The following is a 22482-nucleotide window of genomic DNA, read 5'->3' as shown; positions in this document are numbered from 1 at the left end:
AATCCTGCTCCCGGCGAGGGTTCAGAAACTGAATGCCCAACGCAACAACAATGTCTGGGTCTTTTACTCTACCAATCCGGAAAACGTTTGGTGAAATAGCTGGGGATACGGACTGAAAACAGGCGCTTCAGCGCAGACCTAAAGGCAATGCTTGCGGTAACTTTTGCCAGGCTCCCATCTTGCGGAGAATAGCCGATCACTTGCTGCGTTTCGGTGATATCCCAACGCATACCCGGATTATCCGACATTAGGTTCAGTGCTGCAAAGGAAACGTCCTTAGCATCAATTGCGGCGCGCATACCGCTTAGAAAGTCCCGATCGCTCAACCACATTTCCTGGCCCCATCGACCCATCGCCATATGCGTGCCGGGTTGGTTGTCGTGGGTCCATTGCGTCCAGCCAATGCGCAGGCAAATGACGGATAGTCCGTGATGCTCGGCGAAATAAGCCCCGGTCCGTTCACAGAACAGTTTTGACATTCCGTAGGCATTTACTGGCCCTGGTGGTGTCGTGCTGTTGAGAACATCGTGCGTGAACCTTTTGTCGCCGTGGACCCAGTTAGAGCTGGCAAGAACCACGCGGCTGACGCCCATGGCTGCCGCATGGTGATAGAGGGAAAGCGTTGCATCCATATTGTGTTTGATCGCGGAGGCCCAGGTGGCGGAGGGCTCTCGGTCACCAGCTAGATGCACGATAACGTCCACTCCCTTAAGCAAACTGACCCAACTGCTGTCGTCGGCCAGGTCTGCAGTGTGTATGTCGGGATGATCTACGGGGCGAATGTCGATGCCGGAAACGACGTAGTCTGGTTCGCTTTCTAGCCCGTCGAAAAGTTTGCGGCCGAGATGCCCACCAGCGCCTGTAATCAAGACATGCATGACAGGAACTCCTTGTTGATTGTGAGTCCCAATGGCATTTGGGCTGCATCTTCATCCGTCAAGACGCGGAACGTTTGCCGAAAACTCAGCGTTTCATTCGGCGCGAGGTTGCGTGCCGGGGAGTGCCACTCCGCTTCGCAATAGGCGTAATCGGCTGAATTAAAGACCTCAAACGGATAGTCGTGTGCAAATTGATCGCCCTGTTGAGGTTCTGGTACCGAGCACATTAGCAACGGGGTATTAGGGCCGCACCGCATCAGTGTACGACCGTTGGGGTTCGGTAACCCGACTTTGAATTCCTGCTGTCTGTTGCAATCCACGACAATGCCATTGCCGTGCGTAGCTATCATCCCTTCGGCAGAGCCAAAAACAGGATAAAATGCAGGGTCTTCCAATTCGACGCCGATCTTGGTGGGGGTGTTAAGCATCATGACTGACCAAATGCCGGTCAGGCGCGACGAGGTCCCATGGTTGACTACGATGTGTTCTATATCCCAGCTCTCCGCCGAGGTCAGCGTGATGCGGCGCGACACTGACAAGTGCGAGGTCGGGCATAATGCGCTGGTCATGTCGATACGAGTGCTGCTTCTTGAAGTGATCTGGTAAGAGCCGCTGTCCAACACGGGAAACGGAGCGCCGTTTATCCAGGATGCATCCGGGGCGATCCACGTCTTCTCGCCGCCCCAGAGTGGAAAACCAAATTGTGGAGAGCGTGTGGGCAGATCAGCAAGCCGCGTGTCATCGACCTCCAACCCGTTGAGATCTGTGTTCTGAAAGAGGAGGGAGTGCCCCTGGAAACTAACATCCCATAAGCGGCCCCCGATGCCGGGCAGGAGTGTCAGCCGCAGATCGTTTTGCTGCAGGTGAAGAACGCTCCATCTGTCCGACATGTACCCCTCCTATTGGTTCCCGGCGCGACAGAATGCGCCGGGACAATCGCTTAGGTGTGCTTGAACTGAACGACGTTTTCGGCCGTAATCGGCATAACCCCGGTTTCAACGCGCTCCGGTAGAGGGTTGATGCCAGCCGCCTTCCAATCGGGCAAGACCTTCAGCGCGTCAGTATTCTGCCAATGCATCATGTGGAAGGCGAGAAAGATCTCCAGATAGGATTTCTGAGCCACTGCGCCGTGAATTGTGCCGTCTTCGATATAGGGAAGCATGTCATCATTTCGATCCATCGCGACGATCTTGATGTCCTTGCGTCCCGCCTCATTGACGGCAATTGCAGCGCCTTTGCCGCTGTCGCCGTCCGTGCCGCCAATGCCAACAATATCCGGGTTCGCCTGAATGGCCTGAAGGTAGGCTGTCGGCGCATAGGACGGGTCGGCCTTGTCATTGACTACGTCGACGACCTCGATGTCCGGGTATTTCTCGGCAAAGATTTGTTTGTACCCCTCGACCCGCTCCAATGTGGAGGGGGCTGGGAAAGTGCCGAGGATAACCTTGCCTTTACCGCCAATCGCTTGCGCGAGCATTTCGCCGCCGACACGTCCTGCCTGAACGCCGTTGATACCAAGGAATGTGGACCGGGGACTGTCGGGAATATCGCCAATACAACATGTGACTGGAATGCCTGCCTCGACCGCACGTTCGACGCCGGGGGCCAGCGTGGCCGGATCACCAGGGAAGATTAGGATGCCTGCGGGACGTCTTGCGATCAGTTCATCCAATTGGCGTGCTTGTGCGGCCGTGTCAAAATCCAAGGGGCCGGTGAACGTGGCCTTGATGCCCATCAATTCTTCCAGGTCTTCCATCGCATTGCGATAATCCACCCAGAACGGTACCTGCGTGACAATGGACAGGAACACATACTCCTTGCCGGCCGCTTGCGCCATGGCTTCTTTGGACAGCAAGGGCAGTCCGAACGCTGCGGCCAATCCAGCGGTGGTGCCCGCTGTCAGCAGCCTGCGCCGATTCACATTCAATTCAGTCATCGTAGTCTCCCTGTTTTGGATCTTTGGTTGTTGTTGAGTTTTGGAAAGCTTAGGGCTTAGCCCCGTTTGCTTCGGATCAGCATGTCCAAGGCGACCGCTGTAACGAGTACACCGCCGATGACGATCATCTGCCAGTAGATCGATACGGCCAGCATCGTCATAGTGTTGTTGATCAACGCGACGAAAACGACGCCGAGGAAAGCACCAAGAATAGTACCTTCGCCGCCGCGTAGGGATGCGCCACCAATGACAGCCGCTGCCAGAACCTGAAGCTCGATACCGTTGCCTGCCGTGGGCGTACCGCTCATCAGGCGAGAGGCCAGCAATACACCCGCCAAAGCCGCTAGAATACCGGTCAATGCGTACAGAATGATACGCACGCGTGTGACATGGATGCCTGACAATATCGCGGCCTTTTCATTGGCGCCGATGAAATAGACCTGACGGAAAAAGCGTGTATGGCGGACGGCCAGGTCAAACAGGACGACAAGCAGAATGGTGAACAAGACGATTACAGGAAAGCCGCCTATGTCAGCTTTGCCGATCCAGGCAAATGATGCTGGCAGGCTTGAGACAGAAAAACCTTCGGTCAGGACAAGAGCGATGCCTCGCGCGATCGACATCGTGCCGAGGGTCGCGATAAGCGGATTGATACCGAGACCGGTCACCAGCAAACCGTTCACTACACCGACAATTCCACCCAGCACTAATCCGCATACCACCGCGAGTGGTATTGGCGTGCCAGTCAAAAGTAGCATGGCTACGACAGTAGAAGACAAGGCCATTACCGACCCAACGGAAAGATCGAACCCGCCAGAGGCAAGCAGGATCGCCATACCGATCACGATGATCGCGGTGGGGGCCATGCCCACGGCCACGGCTCGAAAGTTCGAGAAGCTGAGGAAGTAGGGATTGACGTTGGACATCACGATGATGATGGCGGCGATCAGAACGATCAAAGTCAGTTCACGAATATCGACAAAAGCTTGCAAAACACGGCGCAGCAGCGGACGCTTCATGGGCAAGTTGGCTTGAGCGGTCATGGTCACGTCGCGACTCCTGATTGATTGGTTTGGGGTGCGTCCACAATTGGAACGGAATTTCCGGCGGCCATTTGAAGAAGCGTGGTTTCGGTTGCCTCAGCGGCTGCGATGTCTCCCATGAGGCGACCGTCGTGGACGACAAGGATGCGGGTTGAGAGAGAGACAAGTTCGGGAAAATCGGATGACACGACGAGGATGGCCATTCCCTCGGCAGCTCGACGCAATAGTTCCGTGTGGATTTGGAATTTGGCTCCGACATCGACCCCTTTTGTGGGCTCCTCAATAATGAGAAGAGCTGGCGAGCGTTTGAGCCACTTGGCCAACATAATCTTTTGTTGATTGCCCCCTGAGAGATCACCAACAAGTTCGTTAATCCCGCTGGTTTTGACACTGAAGGCGTCAATGGCTGTTTGGCTGGCTGCTTTGATCGAGCCCGAACGCATGAACCCAGCAGACGCATGATCGGAAAGGCTGGCCGCGATCAGGTTGTCGCTGAGTGATTGCTCCAGAAAGAGGCCTTCAGTCTTGCGTTCCTCGGGAACAAACCCGACTCCAGCACGCATCGCCTGCCGCAAGGACGTAAAGTTAACAGGCTTGCCGTGAAGTCTGATCTCCCCGGTCGCGCCATGCATCAGCCCGACAATCGATCGAACAATCTCGCTGCGGCGAGCGCCCATCAACCCTGCCATCCCTACAATCTCTCCCGCTTTAATGGAGAAAGAAATGTCTTCGAATTCACCTGGATGGGTTAGGTCTTGGACATGCAAAACCTCTTTGCCGTTAACCTTGCCTGACCGCGTGACATCACCGGGGTGAGCGCCGCCGATCATCTCGGCAACGACTTGTTCCTGAGAAGTTTCCGAAATCGGTAGAGTGCTGATGTGGCGCCCATCTCGCAAAACGGTAATGCGATCCGAGATCTGGAAAATCTCGGCCATATGGTGGCTGACATAGACGATGCCAATCCCTTTCTTTGTCAGGGTCTTTAGAACTTCGAATAGTGCGTCTACTTCGTCGGGTGCCAATGCCGATGTCGGTTCATCCAGCAAAAGGACGCGGGAATTCAACGACAACGCCTTGGCGATTTCAACAATCTGGCGGGAGCTGATCGGCAAGTTTTCCACGGGTGTTGAGACGTCGATATCCAGACCGAATTCCGCCAGCAACGCCTCGGCTCGGCGTCGCAGTTCAGGCCAGTCAACTACGCCAAACCGGGTGGGTACGCGGCCCGCGTAGATGTTTTCCGCAACAGAGAGCGCGCCAGCGAGGCTGAGCTCTTGGAAAACACAGCCGATGCCCAGGGATTGCGCATGCGACGGGCTTTCGACCCGCTGTTCCTTGCCGTCGCACAGGATACGCCCAGCAGAAGGTTGGTGAAGTCCATAAAACAGGCCGAGACAGGTGGATTTTCCGGCACCGTTTTCCCCACACAGCGCGTGAACTTCGCCGGGTCTCAATTCAAAGTCGACGCCATCCAAAACAATGTTCGTGCCGAAGCTTTTGCCAACCCGATCCAGCTGAATCAGTGGCTTTAGCCCCGGTGTTTCAGGTTTCATTGCTGGCGTCATACAAGCTTCCTCCCGCCTTTTGATTGGCATCTGATATCTCAGATGTCAACTGAAAAAGAAAAGACCGGGAGGTGCCCAAGAGAAAGGGGCGGCGCCGTTTTGGCCCGCCCCCGTCACAACGAAGCTACGTTTTTGCTAGGATGCGGTCGCTCCTTCGAGGACGATGGCGGCGCTTTTGTAGGCTTGTCTGGTGCGGTCAATATGCGCTGTGAGAAGAGATTTGATTTTGGCCATGTCGCCTTCGCGAACGGCAATAGCGATTTTCGAATGCTCATCGAAGGAGAGCTCAGTATGCTGTGGCAGCTTCGCCAAATGGGTCCGCAATGCGGCAATCTTACCGATGTAGCGTGTATAGCTGGCCGTCAGGTAATCGTTACCGGCATGTTCAAAAATCAACTGATGAAACGTGGTATCCAGTGAAAGGTAGCCCTTTTCATTGCCTCGCCTGCGTTCCTTCTCCATGTCCTTCACGACACGCTGCATGTCGTCGGCAAGACCTTCCGGGTTCCGCAACAAGGCAAGTTCAAAGGCGGCAGTTTCGATAGCCCGTCTGAAATCGCAGATCTGCGTCACTTCCGGCTCAGACAGCGAAAAAACGCGTGCGCCTTTTTGAGGCTCGATACTGACCAACCCTTCGTCACGTAATTGAGCGAGTGCTTCGCGGACTGGCGATTTCGATACGCCCAGCTCTTCGGAGATTTTTCGCTCCGACAAAACCTGACCCATTTTCAGGGAGCCATCGATAATACTATTCCGCAAATGTTCCAGTGCGAGTTCACGCAAAGACTTGGGTCTCTCAAGCGCCATCTGAGGATATCTCCAAAAAAAGGTGTTGCCAGATGCAAGATATCTGATACACCAGATTAGGCAAGCTGGTATATCAGATATCAGAATGTATTTAGGAGATCAAAAAGTGCGCGCAGAGTTGGTCGTCGATTGTAGGAACCAGCACGGGGAAGGGATTTTCTGGAATCCCGCCGATGGCCTTATCTGGTGGACCGACATTGAAGGCTGTGCGCTTTGGTCATTTGATCCTGCAACGTCAGAAACCACCTCTCATGAGATGCCGGAGCGCGTGTGTTGCTTCGCGCCGCGCGCGTCTGGTGGTCTGATTGTTGCTTATGCGGATCGGGTTGTCTTGTTCGATTCGCCCAATAGCGAGGAAACTCTCGTGGCACGATTCGAGCCGAACAACCCAGAGACCCGACTGAACGATGGGCGAACCGATCGCCAGGGGCGATTGATTGTTGGAGGCATGAACGAAGTTTCTGGTAAGGCCGATTCGTCGGTCATCTGCGTTGATAAGGATTTGAGTGTACGGACGATTATCGAAGGAGTGTCTTGCGCCAATTCGACTTGCTTTACGTCCGATGGTGAGACGATGTTCTTCGCGGATACCCCGGATCGGGAAATCGTCGCATTTGATTACGACACCCGCAGTGGAACCGTTTCGAACCGTCGGCACCACGCTTCTTTCAATGATGAGCCTGGCTTGCCTGATGGGTCCTCTGTCGATGCCGAAGGGGGCGTCTGGAACGCCGAATGGGAAGGTCATCGCGTTGTTCGCGTCGCACCTGACGGCACGATAGATCGCGTGATCGAGGTGCCGGTCTGGAAGCCCACCTGTTGCGCTTTCGGTGGCCCTGATCTCGACACGCTGTTCATCACGACCTCAAGGCTGATGAGTGATGAAGCAGTTCTAACGAAAGAACCGGAATCCGGCGGCCTCTTTGCTGTGAAACCCGGCGTTCGTGGCGTGATCGACGCGCCATTCAAAGGATAACCAACGAAATTCTGGAGGAGAAAACTATGTTGAAAACGCTAATGACCACTACGCTTGCCGCGGGGTTCGCCACGTTGGCAACGGTCGCTCTGGCGGAAAATTATCCAGCGCCGGTTCCACTTGAGGACGGGGCACAAGCGCCAATCGATGCGATAGAACCCAAGAACGAAACGTTCCGGATCGCGTATATGCCGCCGGCGACTGAGTTCAACTACTACATCGCCATCGGTGAAGGCATCAAAGCGGTTGCTGCTGAGGCCGGGGTCGAAGTCTTCATGCTTGCGCCGCAGTCCGGTGCGGACATCAACGGCCAAATGGGCATGATCCAGGATGTGCTGACGCAGGATGTGGATGCAATCATCTTTGGTACACACGATGAATTTGCTGCGGCACCACTGCTGAAGCAGGCTGTCGACAAGGGCATGGCAGTTTTGATGATCAACTCGGACATCCCGAACTTCCCGACACCAATTCATGGCGTGGTCGGGTACTCTCAGCGCAATGGCACACATGCCATCGCTGACTGGGCCATTGAAACTTATGGCGATCAACCGTTGAAGGTCGGAATCATCGAAGGGCAGCCTGGCTATCACTCGACCGAGCGTGTGGGTGGCTTCCTCGACGGTATCGAGGGCAACGATAACTTCGACGTTGTGGTGTCTATTGACGGCAAATGGAACGTTGAAGGCGGCAACACTGCTGGTATGGATATCCTGCAGTCGAATCCCGATCTCGACATGATCTTTGCGGCGAACGACTACATGATCATTGGGGCGTCCTTTGCTGCGAAAGCACTCGGCCGCAATGACATCGTCCTTTTGGGCAATGATGGCGATACGTCTGGCCTTGAAGAAATTGCGGCTGGCAACATCACGGCAACCGTCAACACCTCACCATTCCTGATGGGTAAAGCGGCTATGCACGCAACCATTGATGCGCTCAACGGGTCCTATCCCGGCGGCTGGATCGAAACGCCCACATCAATTGAAGACAAAGACGGTGCGATCAGCGTGCTGCAAGAGCCAGAAAAGCTCTTCCCGCAGCCGTCCAAAGAGTACTGAGCTTTCTCCCCGCTTCCCGGTGGCGCGTGCGCGTGCTGCCGGGTCGCAACTCAACCGAGTTTCACTTTTGTCGAGGCAATCGCAATGACACCCGCAACGCCACTTTGGGAGTTTGTCGATATCACCAAGGCCTATCCTGGGGTTTTGGCGAATGACAAGGTTTGCATCCGGCTTATGCCCGGTTCCATTCATGGGCTGCTGGGTGAAAATGGCTGTGGCAAGTCGACTATGATCAAGACTCTGTCCGGCGTACAGCAACCCGATAGCGGTCAAATCCTGCACAATGGCAAGCCGGTCACGATCAGCGACCCGCAGGCGGCACGTGAGCTGGGCGTCGCAACAGTTTTTCAGGAATTCTCGATCGTGCCCACCTTGTCGGTTGGCGAGAACATCTTCCTTGGCAATATGCCTCGGTCCCGCTTTGGTGTGATCGACTGGACCAAGGTCCACAACGAAGCCGCTCGCGTTTTGGCGGAAATGGATGTCGATGTTTCACCCGAGACCATAACCGGCTCGCTATCGGTAGGCGAGCAACAACTGGTCGAGATCGCGAAAGCCGTCGCGATGGACGCTCGCATGATCATCCTGGATGAACCGACGGCGGCATTGGGTGAAGATGAAATTGAGCGCCTGCACCAGCTACTTCGCAATATGCGTGAGCGCGGTACCGCTATTCTCTATGTGTCGCACAGGCTGGATGAGGTTGAACGGATCGTTGATGAAGTGACGATCTTGCGCAACGGCTGTGTTGTGCGAGCAAGTGGCGAGACCAAGATCAGCGTCTCTGAGATTGTCAGCGCAATGGTCGGTGAGGACATTGGTGAGCATTATCCAAAGGAGCAGAACGCGACCAAGGATATTGTGCTGGAGGCGGCGGGTCTGGCCACCAATTCGGGCGTGAAAGATGTATCGTTTTCGTTGCATCGGGGCGAAGTTCTGGGCTTGGGTGGCGTATTGGGCAGTGGCCGCACAGAGATCGCTCGCGCCCTGTTCGGGACAGACGACCTGACGGACGGACAGATAACACTGCATGGCAAACCAGTACGCTTCCGCCGGGAAATCGATGCGATCCGTGCTGGATTGGCCCTTGTTCCGGAGAACCGTAAGTTTGACGGGTTGTTCTTCAATTTCCGCGCAAGCGGGAACGTAACCGCCGCCTCCCTCGGCGGGCTTAGCCGGTTCGGCGTGTTGAATCTCAAGGCGGAAGAGCAAGCTACCCATGACCTGATCCGCGATCTGGAAATCTCGACTCAGGCCGAGGAAAAGACGGTCAACTTCTTGTCTGGTGGTAATCAGCAGAAGATCGTGATTGCACGTTGGCTGTTCTCAGCCTCGGACATTCTGATCCTTGATGAGCCGACGCAAGGGATCGATATCGGCGCCAAGATCGCTGTTTACAAGCTGATTAACAGGCTCACGCGGGCGGGAAAATCGATCATTCTGATCAGTTCAGACCATGATGAGTTGCTTGCGATGAGCGATCGGATTGCCGTCGTGCAGCACGGAACGATAGTGCGCACGGTCGATGCATCCGACCTTACTCATGACGACCTTGTGCGCGCGTCCGCCGACACTCCTCAATCCAAGCCTAAGGAGGCTTTCGCATGAAGCGGATCTTTGACACCCAGTTGATCGGACCATTTGCAGCAATGGTGATAGTCGCACTGATCGTGGCCCTTACGACCGAACGCTTCCTGAACCCGGGTAACCTTTCAAACCTGTCCCTACAGGTAAGCATCGTGGCCTTGATCGCAATCGGGTCTACTATCGTGATCTTCGCTGCGGGCATTGATCTGAGTTCCGGGTCTATGGTGGCTTTGCTGACCATGATCCTTGCGCAGATGTTGAAATTTGTTGGCATTCCACTGGTTCTGGCGTTGCCACTCATTCTTCTCATGGGCGGATTGCTTGGTCTATTCATTGGGCTGATAACAGCCTACGGGCGTATCCCGTCTTTCATCACAACACTGGCGGCGTTGATTGCCTTCAGGGGCCTTGCGCTGACCTTCAACAATGGGTCTCCGATCTTCTCGCTGGATCCGGCGCTGGAGCCAATATTTTACGGCAAGCTGTTCGGCGTTCCGATGCCTTTCTTCTACCTCGTGTTCTTCTACGTCCTTGCCGCGTTCACTATGAACTTCACGAAACTCGGCCGTGAGATCTATGCCGTGGGTGGTAACCCAGCCGCTGCCGTTCTGACGGGTATCAACGTACGTAAAGTTCAGACGACGACATTTGTCATCGCGGGATTCATGACTGCGGTGGGTGCGATTCTGATGTCAGCGCGCCTCAACTCTGGTTCACCCAACTATGGCCAGACTCTGGAACTGCAGGCCATTGCCGCCGCTGTTGTCGGCGGAGCCAGCCTTGCAGGTGGCCGCGGCAACATCCTCGCCACGCTGATGGGGGCGATGACAATCGTTATCGTCCAGAATGGTTTGAACCTAAACGCTGCGCCATCTTCGGTTCAGAACATCGTGCTGGGCCTGATCATTCTGTTGGCCGTCGGCATAGACATGTGGCGCGCGGAAATTTCGGGCTTGATGGGTCGAATGTTCGGCCGCCCTTCATCGCAGCAGTCATCTAACGTTAAGAAGGAGGCCTGAGATGGATCTGGGGCTCAAAAATAAGCTGGTCCTGGTGACTGGCTCAGGTTCCGGCATCGGCAAAGCCACTGCCCGGGTCTACCTGGAAGAAGGCGCGCGGGTCATCGTGCATGGCCTGACCGAGGCGGAAGTGTCCGACTGCGTCGACGACCTGTCATCTCTGGGCAAGGTCGAAGGTATTGCGGCCGACCTGACAAAAACCGCTGATGCGGAAACTCTGGCGGATTTCGCGCAAGCGCGCGGTACAGTTGATGTGCTGGTCAACAATGTCGGCATCTTTTCGGTCAAACCGTTCGAGGATCTCACCGATGACGACTGGATGCATTACTTCAACATCAACGTCCTGTCCGCCGTTCGGATGAGCCGGATTTTCCTGCCCGAGATGCTACGCCGGGGGGAAGGGTCCATCATCAATATGGCCAGTGAAGCGGCGGTCAAACCACTGCCTCAGATGGTGCACTATTCTGTCACCAAAACTGCCATGTTAGGTCTGACACGTGGCATGGCAGAATTGACAAAGGGGACACAAGTCCGGGTTAACTCGATCCTGCCTGGTCCGACCTGGACCGAAGGTGTCGAAGCCTATTTTGACGGCCTCGCCGATCAGAAGGGTGAGCCGCTCGACACCATCGTCGACAATTACTTCAAATCAGATGAGCCCACATCGCTCATACAGCGCTTTGTCCAACCAGACGAAGTCGCCCGCATGATCGTCACGATCTCAGCAAGCACAGCCTCCAATGGTTCTGCGCATCGGATCGAAGGCGGCATCGTTCGCAACATTCTTTAACTGCTAACTGGAGGAGCCCTACATGGCCGCTCTCACTTTCTCTCACATTGGCATCACAGTTCCCGACCTGGAAAAAGCCGTGGAGTTCTATTCCAAGGCATTCGGCCTGTACGTGTTGATGGAACCAACTGAAATCCTGCATGACGAAAGCGCCATCGGTCAGATGTGCGACGATGTATTTGGGGAAGGCTGGGGAAGCTTCCGCATCGCACATTTGTCGATGGGCGACGGTGTTGGCATCGAATTGTTTGAGTTCCCGAAAACTGTCGAAGAAGAACGCCCGTTTGAATATTGGCGGCGTGGCTTGTTTCATTTCTGCGTACAGGACGAGGATCTGGAAGGCCGCATCAAGGTTATCGAAGACCTGGGCGGACGCCAGCGCATGAGCCAAGTGCGCAAGTATTACCCAGGTGAAAAGCCCTATCGCATGGTCTATATGGAAGACCCGTTTGGCAACATTTTCGAGCTCTATAGCCACTCGTACGAATTGACCTATTCGGCGGGTGCTTATGACTGATCGCGCCGACTTTCCCCCCAGAACCGACAAACCCAAGGTCGTGATCACCGATTACGACTTTGGTGATGTTGCCGTTGAGACGGAAATCCTGGAAGCCGCAGGAGCCGAGGTGATTGCGCTTCAGGCCAAGCGCCAGGAAGACCTGTTTGATGTCGCGCCGCATTGCGCAGCGATGATGAACCAATATGCCCGGATCGGGAAAGAAACGATTACGCGGATGCGGAACTGCGAGGTCATCGCGCGTTATGGCGTAGGAGTAGATATCGTGGATGTCGGCACGGCAACGGAAAAAGGCATCCTCGTTACCAACGTGCAAAACTATTGCACCGAGGAAGTCGCCGATCACGCGATTGCCCTTTGGCTGACCCTGGCGCGCAAGTTGCCCGACTATGATCGGGCCACTCATGCAGGGGTCTGGCAGTGGCAAAGCGGGCAGCCGGTCTATCGTTTGCGCGGGCGGACGATGGGTGTCGTCTCGCTGGGTAAAATCGGGCAAGCCATCGTGGCTCGGGCGCAATCTTTCGGAGTTAGGGTCATCGCTTATGATCCGTATTTGCCAAGAGAAGTCGCCGCGAAGCTTGGGGTCGAGCTGGTGAGCAAGCCTGAATTGCTGGCAAGGTCCGACTATATCCTGATGCAGGCGCCGATGACGCCGAACACGCATCACTTTTTGTCGGATGCCGAATTCTCGGTCATGAAACCCGGTGCGATACTCGTGAACACTGGACGCGGACCAACGGTCGACAACAAAGCCCTGTTCCGGGCGCTGACCGAAGGCCATCTGGCCGCAGCCGGGCTCGATGACCCCGAAGAAGAGCCGGCAAAGCGCGCCAACTGGACGCCTGATGATAACCCGTTGTTCACATTGCCCAACGTCCTCGTAACGCCGCATGCGGCCTACTATTCCGAGGAATCCATACACGCAGCGCGGGTCACCGCGGCCACTCAGGTGGCCAAGGTCCTGACAGGACAAAACCCCGACTACACAGTCAATGCCGACGCGTTGGCCGTATCTACCGCATAACAGGAGACAAGAATGCCAGACGTCAGCACGGACCTCAGGGTTTTCAATGATTTTGAAAGAAACCCGGAACTTCTCAAAAAATTCGACAAGGTTTTGGAGGCGTACTCCGCTGCTGCCATTTTTGCGGATGTGCAGTACCGAACAGGCGTGATGGACAGCGCCATCAAGCCCGCTTTCCGCGCCAAGGTGACAGGCCAAGCCGTGACGGTTCAACTTTCAAAAGGCGATCTGGTCGACCCATTGAGAGCGCTTGAAATGGGACAACCCGGGGACGTGATCGTCGTAGACGCGGGTGGTGATCGCCAAACGTCAGTCTGCGGCGGTCTAATGGGTGGTCTGGCCAAGAACCGTGGCATACGCGGTATGATCGTTGATGGCACGGGGCGCGATACAGATGAGTTGGAAGACATCAACTGGCCAATCTGGACGCGCGCGATCACGCCGCGCGGAACGCACACGATGTTCTCGGAACGTAAAGAAGAACTTTCGATCAACGTGCCGATCGCCTGTGGGGGCGTCGTGGTAAACCCCGGAGATTTCATTGTAGCTGATCTTATGGGCGTCGTTGTGGTTCCACAGGAAATTGCCGAAGAAACCGTGCGCCTTGCTCAAGAGCAAGCTGACCGTGAGGAGGAAACTCGTAAGTGGGTGGCCCAAGGCAAAACCGTTGAGGATCTGCTGAATGAATTCGGTCGCATCTGAACCAGCGCTGATCGGCGTAGATTGGGGCACTTCATCGTTCCGTGCATTTCTAATTGGTGCGGAGGGCGAGGTGATCGATGGGGTCTCGTCGCCTGAAGGTATCATGCAGGTTGCGGGGCAAACCTTTGAGGCGGTTCTTGATCGTCTCATCGGTCCTTGGGTCGCCAAGGCTGACCTGCCGATCCTGGCATCTGGCATGATCACCAGCCGCAATGGCTGGGTAGAAACGCAGTATGCCGAAATGCCGCTAGGTGCTGGCGGTCTTGCGCGAGCGTTGGTCCCGCACGAAGCGGCCAACGGAGCGCGTATTCATTTTGTGACAGGTGCCTCGACAGAACATGCTGGAGGACCGGACGTAATGCGCGGCGAGGAGACCCAGATCATCGGGGCATCTTCACTAGGCTTGAGCGAAGGTATGTTCGTGATGCCGGGAACGCACAGCAAATGGGTTCAGGTTGCCGACGGGAAGATCGTGGATTTCTCGACCTACATGACAGGTGAGATCTTTTCGGCACTAAAAGAACACACGATCCTTGGCACCTTGATGAAGGAGGACGCCTTCAGCGAAGACGCATTCGTGATGGGCGTCAAAGCGGGCCTCAGTGGTGAGTCGAACCTGCTGCACAGCCTGTTTCATGTTCGGACGCTTCCTCTCATGGGCAAAATCCCAAAGGTTGCCACGGCCGACTACTTGTCGGGCTTGTTGATCGGGACCGAGGTTGCTGCCGCGACCGGCGAAGTAAAAGACGTCGGCACGATCACTGTTGTTGGACGCAGCGACTTGTCCGACCGATACGAAATAGCGCTTCGAACTGCAGGTTTCGACAGCCGTCGCGCGCCAGATGACATCGTTGCGAAAGGGCATTTTCTGATTGCTCGCGCTGCGGGGTTGGTGGGATGATTGACCTTACCGCAGCTCTTGCTGAGAACCCGCTGATTGCGATTTTGCGGGGGCTGGCACCAGAAAATGCGCGCCCGGTGTCTGATGTACTCTTCGATACCGGGTTTCGGATAATAGAAGTGCCGCTCAACTCACCGGACCCGCTGGAATCGATTACGCAGATCGTTGCGAAACATGGCGCTCAAGCCATAGTCGGCGCTGGCACAGTGTTGACTACAGATCAAGTCGCGGCGGTCGCAAATGCAGGCGGGCGGATCATCGTGTCACCCAATATGAACCCGGACGTCGGGCACGCGGCTGTCGCGCGGGATCTGTATTGGTGTCCAGGTGTCATGACCCCCTCCGAGGCCTTTACGGCGTTGGATATCGGAGCATCGGTCCTCAAATTCTTTCCGGCGGAAATGGTACCACCAGCTGCCATAGCTGCCATGCGCGCCGTATTGCCTGCAGACGCAGTCATCGCTGCGGTAGGGGGCATAACGCCGGAAACGATAGCGTCGTATCATGCCGCGGGTGCAGATGGATATGGGCTGGGCTCCGCACTGTTCAAACCGAGCTATACATTGGATGATATCGACAGGCGCGCGCGCGCCTTCACCAGTGTATTGGAGGAACTTGGATGAAACAGGCCCTTGTAACGGGCGGCACGCGAGGGATTGGTGCGGGTGTTGCACGGTCGTTGGCAGCCGCAGGTTGGTCCGTCATCGCCGCATCCGCCTCCCAATCCGAATTGGATGCATTCGAGCCTCAGGACGGGTTAAAGGTGCAGCTCTTGGATGTCACCGACCAGACGTCCATCAATGATGTATTCGGCGAACTCACGGGCCTCGATGCCTTGGTGAACTGCGCAGGTATTCTTTTGCGTGGCGAAGAATATGACATCGACGTCTTCGCCAAGGTGCTTGATGTGAATCTGACAGGCACCATGCGGTGCTGTCTCGCCGCGCATCCTTTCTTAGCGGAAACAGGTGGGGCTATCGTCAATACAGCCTCTATGCTCAGCACTTTTGGTGGACCTTTGGTGCCGGCCTATTCAGCTTCCAAGGGCGGCGTGGCACAGTTGACGAAGGCGCTGGCAGGTCGCTGGGCCGAAGACGGTATCCGGGTCAATGCCATCGCGCCGGGCTGGATCGAGACAGAGATGACCCAGGGCCTTCGGGAAGACCCTGAACGAACAGCGGGGATCATGGCGCGTACGCCAATGAAACGCTGGGGGAAACCCGAAGAAGTCGGTGCGCTTGTGCAATGGCTTTTGAGTGAAAACGCCAGCTTTGTGACCGGATCGATCTATCCGGTTGATGGCGGCTATCTCGCTATGTGAGGAAAATCAATGAATGACCATGACACCGCCCGAATGCCCTATCAGTTGCCATTCCCCAAGGATGCGCAAGACGAGATCGTGATCCCGAACGCCATGAGCGAGGACGATAGACTGTGGGTTCCGCAGGCAGAGAACGTCTGGTTCCGACCGCTCTGTCTGAACCGCTCGCAAGGTTATTGGATGAACCTTCTCAAAGTGCGCAAAGCTGGTGTTCTTTCGCGGCACCGCCATCCCCAGCCCGTCCACGGCTTCGTCCTGAAAGGGCGCTGGCATTATCTGGAACATGACTGGGTTGCGGAAGAAGGGGGGTATGTCTTTGAGCCGCCGGGTGAGACTCATACCTTGGTCGTTCCTGACGATGTCGAAGAGATGGTTACCTATTTCCAGGTCAATGGCGTGATGTGCTATGTTGATCCGTGGGGCAAGGTCACTGGCTACGAAGATGTCTTTACCAAGATTGATCTGTGCCGAAAACACTTTGCGGAAGTCGGACTTGGAGAAGACTACGTTGAACAATTCATCCGGTGATGCGCCGCGTTTCGCCCTCGTGGCCCATGATGCGCGAAAGGACGAAATCGTTGAATGGGTGGGTCTGCAATTGGCCCGCCTGTCCAGAGTAAAAATCTTCTCGACAGGGACCACCGGCAGTCGCATTAAGCAAGCCTATCCAAAACTGGATGTGACCTGCCTGAAAAGCGGACCACTCGGAGGCGACCAACAGATCGGCGCTATGATCTGTGAAGAGAAACTGGATGCACTGATTTTCTTTGTCGACCCTCTGTCGCCCATGCCACACGACGTCGACGTTAAGGCTCTGACCCGTCTTGCCACGGTATATGATCTGCCAATGGCATGTTCGCGCTCAACTGCGGATCTGATCGTGAAGGGTCTGATTGACGCGGATAACAACACGCCTGTCTGATACGCCGCACGCCGTAATTGCCGATCAGCTGGTTCTCAGAAGGTGCTCTGCCAGACTGCCGAGGTTTTCGCTGCCAAGCTGGCTCATGTTGGCCTCAATGTCAGCCTTCAGTATGTGAACGAGATGGTCGATCCCTCGTGCTCCGAACGCTGCGACAGCATATTGAAAGGCGCGTCCGACCATGACGAAATCTGCACCTTTCGCGAGGGCACGCATGATGTCCAATCCCCAGGCAACGCCAGAGTCGTAGATCAATGGCACATTTGTTCCGACCGCCTCGCGGATGTTCGGGAGTTGGTCAATTACGGCGGGCCCGGCTTCGAATTGACGCCCGGAGTGGTTTGAGACCCAGATGCAATCCACGCCCTCGGCAACCATTTTTTGCGCGTCCTCCGGCCGCAGGACACCCTTGACGATCAGGTGACCCTCCCATTCCTGCCGTAGTTCGCGCAGGTAGTCCCAATCCGGAATCCCACGTATCAGAGCGCCTGCATGGGTAAAGCTTTCTCGCCCGCGTGTGGGAACGTAATCGTCAAAGAACCGCATACGTGGCATGATGCCCTCGCGCAGATGCGCAAGGCACCAGGCGGGTCGTGACGCCATTTCTTTCAGCGTGCGCAGGTCAGCTTTTGGAGGCACGGTCAGGTTGGCGCGGCGTTGTCGTTCGCGCCGACTCTCTTCTGGTACGTCCACCGTGATGATTAGTGTATGAAATCCCGCTGCCTTTATCCTCGGAAGCATTGCGCGGCGCAAATCGCTGGAGTTCACCGGGTAATGCTGAAACCATCCGTTTTTGCCAATGTAAGGTGCCACATCTTCCGGTGAAGCAACCGCCACGCTGGACAACGAAAACGGAATGTTGTGAGCAACCGCTGCCTTTGCAAGCATCCGCTCTGCTCCTGCCCACATTAGGCCGGACATGCCTACCGGTGCTATCCCGAATGGCAGACCGTAAGTTTGACCCATCAATGTAGTCTGCAGGTCGACCTTTGTTCGGCCGCATAGTACACGCGGCATGAATCCGATGGCATCAAGTGCGTCCCGGTTGACCTTCAACCCCAGCTCCCGGCCGGTCGCGCTGTCGAGGTATTCGAAGGCAAACTTCGGAATGCGCTTTTGTGCGGTTTTTCGAAGGTCTTCTATCGACGGGTGGGATAGGTCCAGATCCATCCGGGTCCTCTGCTCGTTGTCTAACGTTTGAAGCTCCTCAGTCGGTCACCAAAGGGATGGCAGGGCCAAGGAAATTGCGGGCACATAGGTGATGAACATCAACAAGATCAGCATGCCGACAAAGAATGGCAGGATCGCCCGGCTGAGGCTTTCGATGGAAACCTTCGAAATGCTACTGGCCACGAACAGGTTTACACCCAATGGCGGCGTGCAGAACCCAATGGCCAGGTTGACCGTCAAGATGACACCAAAAACGATCGGATCGACACCCAGCGCGGTTGCAACCGGCAGCAGGATCGGCGTCATGATGATGATCGACGAAATCGTCTCCATGAACATGCCGATCACCAGCAAAAGCAAATTGATCAACAACAAAATGATGATCGGATTGTCGGATAGGCTGGTGATTGTTGTTGCGAGCTCTGTCGGGATTCTCGCGAGTGTGATCAGCCTGCCAAAGGCGGTCGCCATGATCACCAATATCAGAATAGTCCCGCTGGTCTTTGCACTGCCCGCCAAGACCTCTGGCAGGTCCTTGAGGGTGATGTCTCCATAAACGAAGATGCCGATGAAAGCGGCATAAACAACGGCCACGGCTCCGGCTTCGGTAGGGGTGAAGATGCCGCTATAGATGCCGCCAAGGATGATTACAGGCACCAGTAGCGCCCAGATGGAAGAGCGGAAGCTCTGCCAGACGCCCGGGCCTGAGAACGTAGTCGTCGATTGCTGAACAACCTCGTCCTTTCGCAGCAGAACACGAGCGACCAACATGAACATGAGGGCAAAAAGGATGCCAGGAACAACACCTGCAAGAAACAGTTTGCCGATCGAAACCTCGGCAGTAACACCATAGATGATGAAGGGAATACTTGGCGGTATCATAACGCCGATCATCCCCGAGGACGCCGTCAATGCGCCGCTGAATTTGCGCGTATAGCCGACCTTTTCCATCTCAGGGATCATGTTCGACCCGATGGCGGCTACGGTCGCAGGAGACGAACCGGATATGGCGGCAAAGAACACGCAGGCGAGTACGTTCACGTAAGCCAGGCCACCCCGGATATGACCGATCAGCGCATTGGCAAATCCAACCAGTCTACGAGACATTCCGCCGTGCTGCATCAGGTCGCCTGCCAGAATGAACAGAGGGACGGCAATTAGAGGAAACGAGTCCGCGCCTGTTACCACCGACCGTGCCAGAAGAACCATGGGTGGCGTGCCATCCACAAAGACCATCACAATCATGGTGGCTAGGCCTAAACAGATGCCAATTGGCACGCTGAAGAGCAACAGGGCAAAGAGCGTCAAGAAAAGCGTTGTTGCAAGCATGCCGGGTTCCTCACGCTTTGGTTCCTGCGATCAGGCGCAGGGTTCGGATCAGATGTTGAGTGACGCGGATCGCGGACAGGCCTGCGCCAATCGGCGCCGAAGCATAAAGGATCGGTATCGGTAGTCCCAAAACGACTGACGTCTGGCTGGCCACAAAAGGCTGTCGGATAAGCTTGATGCATTCAATTGTCAGAACGATCAGAAATCCAAGGACAAGAAGCGCGATCACAACATCCGCGTAAAGCCTTGCGCGCTCGCTTAGGACATCACGCAGGACCGTGATACGCACATGATCGCCTGTGTGGAATGCATAGCTGACGCCAAGCCAGACAAACCATACAAACAGCCAAAGCGTTAGCTCTTCGCCCCATGAAAGAGAGGCATTCAGAATGTAACGCATGAACACATTGCCAAAGATCAACAAGACAATCGCGGCCAAAAGTGCACTGGCTAAGACCTTTTCGGCATTCATATCGATCCATTTGATAACCGACACCGTTCACCTCCCCTTGAACGAAAGGGGCACTCGAACCTTCATGGCACGGGTGCCCGTATTGGCTGAGTAGTCCGAGGGTCAGCTTCCGCTTGCTGCGGATACCGCCGCGACCCAAGCGTCGTAGGCTTCGGCGCCAACTTCATCGCGATATTGCAGGCGAACGCTTTCGGTTTTGTCGGCGAAGGCCTGTCTCTGCTCTGCAGTCAGTTCGAGAACCTCGACACCAGCGGCACGGATCTGTTCCAGCTGCTCTGCATTTTCGCTGGCGACCAGTTCGGCCTGATAATCACGTGCGGCGGCCATCGAGTCCCGGATTAGTTGCTGATGCTCGGCAGGCAGCGAGTCAAAAAACGGTTTGGAGATGACGGGCATATAGACCGCAAAGACATGGCCCGTGGTCGAAAGGTATTTCTGCACCTCGTAGAAACGCTGTGAGGTGATGATCGCCAGTGGGTTTTCCTGGCCGTCGATCACGCCTTGCTGGAGAGCAGAATAGACCTCACCAAAGTTCATTGGCGTCGGGTTGGCCCCGAGCGTTTCGAATGTCGCCACATGGGCCGGAACCTTCATGGTACGCAGCTTGACACCCTCTAGATCTGCGGGGGTTGCAACCGGACGGACATTGTTGGTCACATTGCGTACACCCAGTTCAAGCCAGCCAAGACCAACCAATCCCTGGTTTTCGACCCGTGCAAGCATGTCATCACCAGCATCACCATCAAGAACATCAAAGGCGATGTCCTTGGAGGAATACATGTAAGGCAGTTCAATTACTGCAAAGGCCGGATCCCAGCCCGCAAAAAAAGAGGAAGGAGGAATGGCCATTTCGAGAACGCCGGTTTGAACACCTTCGATCATCTCGCGATCAGGGCCCATCTGCGACGAGGGGAATATCTGTACGTCGATCTCACCATTCGAGCCAGCTTCGACCAGTTCTTCAAATTTCAGTAGCGCGCGATGCATATGAAACGCTTCTGCTGCGCCATGCCCAACCTTAATGACTGTTTCAGCGGATGCTGCAAAAGCAAGCCCGGCTGACAAAACGACGCCAAGCGCCAATGTTGATTTCTTGAACAAGGTATCCTCCCACGGGTTTAGTCATTTTCGATCTATTATCTGAGATATCAGATATAATATAGAAATCAAGTTTACATGTGCTATTGTGTTAGAGAGACGAAAAAGGACGAAGTGAAAATGACCGAGATTTTGCAGATTAAGCGCCCGGATTCGTTGAGTAAAACTGCTGAAGAGCACATACGAAAAGGCATTATCAATGGCACGTTTCAATTGGGTGAATCGTTGCCGGAAGTGAAGCTGTCAAATGCCATGGGCATCAGCAAAACTCCGATTCGCGAAGCGCTATCGGCTTTGAATCTTCAGGGGCTCGTTCAGATCTTTCCTCATCGAGGAGCCTTTGTATTCTCTCTTTCTCAAGAGGACGTGGTACAGCTTTGCCAGTATCGGCTCATCCTAGAATCTGCAGCTTTGGAGCAGGCGCTTGAAAAGAACCCCTCGGTTCTGATCAATGAGCTGGCTACAATTGTTTCGAAGATGTCAGAGGCGCAGGAAGCGGATAAATTCGAGCAGTACTTGGAACTTGACGCCGAGTTTCACGACGCGTTTTTCAGGTCCTGCGGAAACAGTTACCTGCGGGATGGATATCAAAAAGTCAGTGATATCGTCCAAACTATGCGGACGCATCTGTCCAAGCGTTCCAATCGAACGAAGAAATCTTTCAAGGAACATCAAGCGATCACATCGCTGTTGGGCGAGGGTAAAGTAAAAGCAGCAACGAACACCCTCAAACGTCAAATCACTCGCGGTGAGCGTTCTTATTCCGATTTGGTTGGTCTAAGGCAAGCATAGGTGCCCACCAATTGATCACTATGTTTACCAAAAGCGCATCTGTCAGAAAATCTAATGCTGCATGCGCGGGCAACCTAAGTTCAAAATAGCGGAATTGGGCTGTTCTGAGACATGGGCCGTGGCCACGATTAGAGGGCGTTTTTTGTGTTGGGTCAGAAATGCTTGACGATTGGGTCAGAAATGAATGACGTGATTGGCCGATTTATTGAGGTTTTGTCTGTCGTTTGAGTCAAATATCAGTGACGTTCCACATTTCCTTGAAAGTCGAAGCATAGTTCTGCCTTTTGCGCTTTCTGCTTCCTTTCTGCCTGCGTCGGCACCGTTGGCAAAAAGAACTAACGTGGAAGCTACGAACAGAACTACTTTCGTGAAAATACCCCAATGAAACGAAATAACACCGACCGCCTTCGGGCAAAAACTTAACCCGAAGGCAAAATCTCCAAATCTCGGCCCTTGTTCGCTTTCGGGCTGCGACCTGCCGAATGCGCCCGCAGCTACCAGAGCACTCGGCAATGACTGGTTAGGGCTCTCTTTGCACCAGTACATGCGATCCGCAGAGAATGACGGCA

The 22482-nt window shown here is 55.0% G+C and carries 24 protein-coding genes; 14 read left to right on the top strand and 10 right to left on the bottom strand.

All coding sequences use genetic code 11. The annotated features are described in order from the left end of the window. Nucleotides 1–68: 68 nt before the first annotated feature. The 6 genes from GOX88_RS15350 to GOX88_RS15325 all read right to left on the bottom strand — a co-directional run bounded on the left by GOX88_RS15350 (nt 69) and on the right by GOX88_RS15325 (nt 6232). Nucleotides 69–878 (bottom strand): NAD-dependent epimerase/dehydratase family protein, encoded by an 810-nt coding sequence (locus GOX88_RS15350; protein ID WP_170403579.1) that lies wholly within the window; start codon nt 876–878, stop codon nt 69–71. Then, nucleotides 866–1768: a hypothetical protein gene (locus tag GOX88_RS15345; protein WP_170403576.1), complete on the bottom strand. Its 903-nt coding sequence runs from the start codon at nt 1766–1768 to the stop codon at nt 866–868. Before GOX88_RS15345 ends, GOX88_RS15350 begins: the two co-directional genes overlap by 13 nt. A 50-nt stretch (nt 1769–1818) precedes the next feature. Further along, nucleotides 1819–2814 (bottom strand): substrate-binding domain-containing protein, encoded by a 996-nt coding sequence (locus tag GOX88_RS15340; protein WP_170403573.1) that lies wholly within the window; start codon nt 2812–2814, stop codon nt 1819–1821. Between the two features lie 56 nt (nt 2815–2870). Continuing rightward, nucleotides 2871–3857 (bottom strand): ABC transporter permease, encoded by a 987-nt coding sequence (locus GOX88_RS15335; protein ID WP_174826145.1) that lies wholly within the window; start codon nt 3855–3857, stop codon nt 2871–2873. A gap of 2 nt (nt 3858–3859) precedes the next feature. Further along, a complete protein-coding gene (locus GOX88_RS15330) occupies nt 3860–5425 on the bottom strand; it encodes a sugar ABC transporter ATP-binding protein (protein ID WP_170403566.1) in 1566 nt (521 codons plus the stop codon). A gap of 135 nt (nt 5426–5560) precedes the next feature. Continuing rightward, on the bottom strand, nt 5561–6232 hold the full coding sequence (locus GOX88_RS15325; protein WP_170403563.1) for a GntR family transcriptional regulator: 672 nt from the start codon (nt 6230–6232) through the stop codon (nt 5561–5563). 85 nt (nt 6233–6317) lie between these two features. Here GOX88_RS15325 and GOX88_RS15320 point away from each other — a divergent pair, with 85 nt between their 5' ends. The 13 genes from GOX88_RS15320 (at nt 6318) to GOX88_RS15260 (ending at nt 17052) form a co-directional block, all read left to right on the top strand. Then, nucleotides 6318–7208, top strand: coding sequence for an SMP-30/gluconolactonase/LRE family protein (locus GOX88_RS15320; RefSeq protein WP_174826138.1), 891 nt, complete (start codon nt 6318–6320; stop codon nt 7206–7208). A gap of 26 nt (nt 7209–7234) precedes the next feature. Then, nucleotides 7235–8269 (top strand): sugar ABC transporter substrate-binding protein, encoded by a 1035-nt coding sequence (locus tag GOX88_RS15315; protein ID WP_170403561.1) that lies wholly within the window; start codon nt 7235–7237, stop codon nt 8267–8269. 84 nt (nt 8270–8353) lie between these two features. Further along, a complete protein-coding gene (locus GOX88_RS15310; RefSeq protein WP_170403558.1) occupies nt 8354–9877 on the top strand; it encodes a sugar ABC transporter ATP-binding protein in 1524 nt (507 codons plus the stop codon). Next, nucleotides 9874–10875, top strand: a complete 1002-nt coding sequence (locus GOX88_RS15305; RefSeq protein ID WP_050606102.1) for an ABC transporter permease — start codon at nt 9874–9876, stop codon at nt 10873–10875. Before GOX88_RS15310 ends, GOX88_RS15305 begins: the two co-directional genes overlap by 4 nt. 1 nt (nt 10876) lies before the next feature. Further along, complete coding sequence (locus tag GOX88_RS15300) at nt 10877–11665, top strand: SDR family NAD(P)-dependent oxidoreductase (RefSeq protein WP_170403554.1); 789 nt, start codon at nt 10877–10879, stop codon at nt 11663–11665. Nucleotides 11666–11687: 22 nt separating this feature from the next. Next, complete coding sequence (locus GOX88_RS15295) at nt 11688–12182, top strand: lactoylglutathione lyase family protein (protein WP_108861949.1); 495 nt, start codon at nt 11688–11690, stop codon at nt 12180–12182. Continuing rightward, entirely contained in the window at nt 12175–13206 is a 1032-nt protein-coding gene (locus GOX88_RS15290; protein ID WP_170403551.1) for a C-terminal binding protein, read from the top strand. The genes GOX88_RS15295 and GOX88_RS15290 overlap by 8 nt, the downstream gene beginning before the upstream one ends. 12 nt (nt 13207–13218) lie before the next feature. Continuing rightward, on the top strand, nt 13219–13908 hold the full coding sequence (locus GOX88_RS15285; protein WP_108861947.1) for an RraA family protein: 690 nt from the start codon (nt 13219–13221) through the stop codon (nt 13906–13908). Then, entirely contained in the window at nt 13889–14809 is a 921-nt protein-coding gene (locus tag GOX88_RS15280) for a 2-dehydro-3-deoxygalactonokinase (RefSeq protein WP_170403548.1), read from the top strand. The genes GOX88_RS15285 and GOX88_RS15280 overlap by 20 nt, the downstream gene beginning before the upstream one ends. Continuing rightward, nucleotides 14806–15432, top strand: coding sequence for a 2-dehydro-3-deoxy-6-phosphogalactonate aldolase (locus GOX88_RS15275; protein WP_170403545.1), 627 nt, complete (start codon nt 14806–14808; stop codon nt 15430–15432). The genes GOX88_RS15280 and GOX88_RS15275 overlap by 4 nt, the downstream gene beginning before the upstream one ends. Continuing rightward, on the top strand, nt 15429–16130 hold the full coding sequence (locus GOX88_RS15270; RefSeq protein WP_170403542.1) for an SDR family NAD(P)-dependent oxidoreductase: 702 nt from the start codon (nt 15429–15431) through the stop codon (nt 16128–16130). Before GOX88_RS15275 ends, GOX88_RS15270 begins: the two co-directional genes overlap by 4 nt. 9 nt (nt 16131–16139) lie before the next feature. Continuing rightward, entirely contained in the window at nt 16140–16658 is a 519-nt protein-coding gene (locus tag GOX88_RS15265; protein ID WP_170357704.1) for a 2,4'-dihydroxyacetophenone dioxygenase family protein, read from the top strand. Further along, nucleotides 16639–17052 carry a methylglyoxal synthase gene (locus tag GOX88_RS15260; protein ID WP_170403540.1) on the top strand — a complete coding sequence of 138 codons (414 nt, stop codon included), beginning with the start codon at nt 16639–16641 and terminating at the stop codon, nt 17050–17052. The genes GOX88_RS15265 and GOX88_RS15260 overlap by 20 nt, the downstream gene beginning before the upstream one ends. A gap of 24 nt (nt 17053–17076) precedes the next feature. Here GOX88_RS15260 and GOX88_RS15255 read toward each other — a convergent pair whose 3' ends face one another. The 4 genes from GOX88_RS15255 to GOX88_RS15240 all read right to left on the bottom strand — a co-directional run bounded on the left by GOX88_RS15255 (nt 17077) and on the right by GOX88_RS15240 (nt 21106). Further along, the gene (locus tag GOX88_RS15255) at nt 17077–18222 is read right to left on the bottom strand and encodes an alpha-hydroxy acid oxidase (protein WP_170403537.1); all 1146 of its coding nucleotides are present in this window, start codon (nt 18220–18222) and stop codon (nt 17077–17079) included. A 45-nt stretch (nt 18223–18267) separates the two neighbouring features. Then, nucleotides 18268–19551: a TRAP transporter large permease gene (locus GOX88_RS15250; RefSeq protein WP_010437263.1), complete on the bottom strand. Its 1284-nt coding sequence runs from the start codon at nt 19549–19551 to the stop codon at nt 18268–18270. A gap of 10 nt (nt 19552–19561) precedes the next feature. Next, nucleotides 19562–20047, bottom strand: coding sequence for a TRAP transporter small permease (locus tag GOX88_RS15245; protein ID WP_170357713.1), 486 nt, complete (start codon nt 20045–20047; stop codon nt 19562–19564). Nucleotides 20048–20125: 78 nt separating this feature from the next. Further along, a complete protein-coding gene (locus GOX88_RS15240) occupies nt 20126–21106 on the bottom strand; it encodes a TRAP transporter substrate-binding protein (RefSeq protein ID WP_254443343.1) in 981 nt (326 codons plus the stop codon). Between the two features lie 135 nt (nt 21107–21241). Between GOX88_RS15240 and GOX88_RS15235 the strand changes: the two genes are divergently transcribed. Then, nucleotides 21242–21913, top strand: a complete 672-nt coding sequence (locus GOX88_RS15235; protein WP_170403531.1) for a GntR family transcriptional regulator — start codon at nt 21242–21244, stop codon at nt 21911–21913. Nucleotides 21914–22482: the final 569 nt, after the last annotated feature.

Source organism: Ruegeria arenilitoris (assembly GCF_013030985.1).
Classification (GTDB): Bacteria; Pseudomonadota; Alphaproteobacteria; order Rhodobacterales; family Rhodobacteraceae; genus Ruegeria; species Ruegeria arenilitoris_B.
Note: the sequence above shows the minus strand (reverse complement) of the source record. Positions and strands in the feature narration are given on the sequence as shown.

Excerpts from the sequence above, each read along its gene's own strand:
- GOX88_RS15350 (WP_170403579.1), bottom strand. The coding sequence starts at position 878 with ATGCATGTCTTGATTACAGGCGCTGGTGGGCATCTCGGCCGCAAACTT.
- GOX88_RS15345 (WP_170403576.1), bottom strand. The coding sequence starts at position 1,768 with ATGTCGGACAGATGGAGCGTTCTTCACCTGCAGCAAAACGATCTGCGG.
- GOX88_RS15340 (WP_170403573.1), bottom strand. The coding sequence starts at position 2,814 with ATGACTGAATTGAATGTGAATCGGCGCAGGCTGCTGACAGCGGGCACC.
- GOX88_RS15335 (WP_174826145.1), bottom strand. The coding sequence starts at position 3,857 with ATGACCGCTCAAGCCAACTTGCCCATGAAGCGTCCGCTGCTGCGCCGT.
- GOX88_RS15330 (WP_170403566.1), bottom strand. The coding sequence starts at position 5,425 with ATGACGCCAGCAATGAAACCTGAAACACCGGGGCTAAAGCCACTGATT.
- GOX88_RS15325 (WP_170403563.1), bottom strand. The coding sequence starts at position 6,232 with ATGGCGCTTGAGAGACCCAAGTCTTTGCGTGAACTCGCACTGGAACAT.
- GOX88_RS15320 (WP_174826138.1), top strand. The coding sequence starts at position 6,318 with ATGTATTTAGGAGATCAAAAAGTGCGCGCAGAGTTGGTCGTCGATTGT.
- GOX88_RS15315 (WP_170403561.1), top strand. The coding sequence starts at position 7,235 with ATGTTGAAAACGCTAATGACCACTACGCTTGCCGCGGGGTTCGCCACG.
- GOX88_RS15310 (WP_170403558.1), top strand. The coding sequence starts at position 8,354 with ATGACACCCGCAACGCCACTTTGGGAGTTTGTCGATATCACCAAGGCC.
- GOX88_RS15305 (WP_050606102.1), top strand. The coding sequence starts at position 9,874 with ATGAAGCGGATCTTTGACACCCAGTTGATCGGACCATTTGCAGCAATG.
- GOX88_RS15300 (WP_170403554.1), top strand. The coding sequence starts at position 10,877 with ATGGATCTGGGGCTCAAAAATAAGCTGGTCCTGGTGACTGGCTCAGGT.
- GOX88_RS15295 (WP_108861949.1), top strand. The coding sequence starts at position 11,688 with ATGGCCGCTCTCACTTTCTCTCACATTGGCATCACAGTTCCCGACCTG.
- GOX88_RS15290 (WP_170403551.1), top strand. The coding sequence starts at position 12,175 with ATGACTGATCGCGCCGACTTTCCCCCCAGAACCGACAAACCCAAGGTC.
- GOX88_RS15285 (WP_108861947.1), top strand. The coding sequence starts at position 13,219 with ATGCCAGACGTCAGCACGGACCTCAGGGTTTTCAATGATTTTGAAAGA.
- GOX88_RS15280 (WP_170403548.1), top strand. The coding sequence starts at position 13,889 with ATGAATTCGGTCGCATCTGAACCAGCGCTGATCGGCGTAGATTGGGGC.
- GOX88_RS15275 (WP_170403545.1), top strand. The coding sequence starts at position 14,806 with ATGATTGACCTTACCGCAGCTCTTGCTGAGAACCCGCTGATTGCGATT.
- GOX88_RS15270 (WP_170403542.1), top strand. The coding sequence starts at position 15,429 with ATGAAACAGGCCCTTGTAACGGGCGGCACGCGAGGGATTGGTGCGGGT.
- GOX88_RS15265 (WP_170357704.1), top strand. The coding sequence starts at position 16,140 with ATGAATGACCATGACACCGCCCGAATGCCCTATCAGTTGCCATTCCCC.
- GOX88_RS15255 (WP_170403537.1), bottom strand. The coding sequence starts at position 18,222 with ATGGATCTGGACCTATCCCACCCGTCGATAGAAGACCTTCGAAAAACC.
- GOX88_RS15250 (WP_010437263.1), bottom strand. The coding sequence starts at position 19,551 with ATGCTTGCAACAACGCTTTTCTTGACGCTCTTTGCCCTGTTGCTCTTC.
- GOX88_RS15235 (WP_170403531.1), top strand. The coding sequence starts at position 21,242 with ATGACCGAGATTTTGCAGATTAAGCGCCCGGATTCGTTGAGTAAAACT.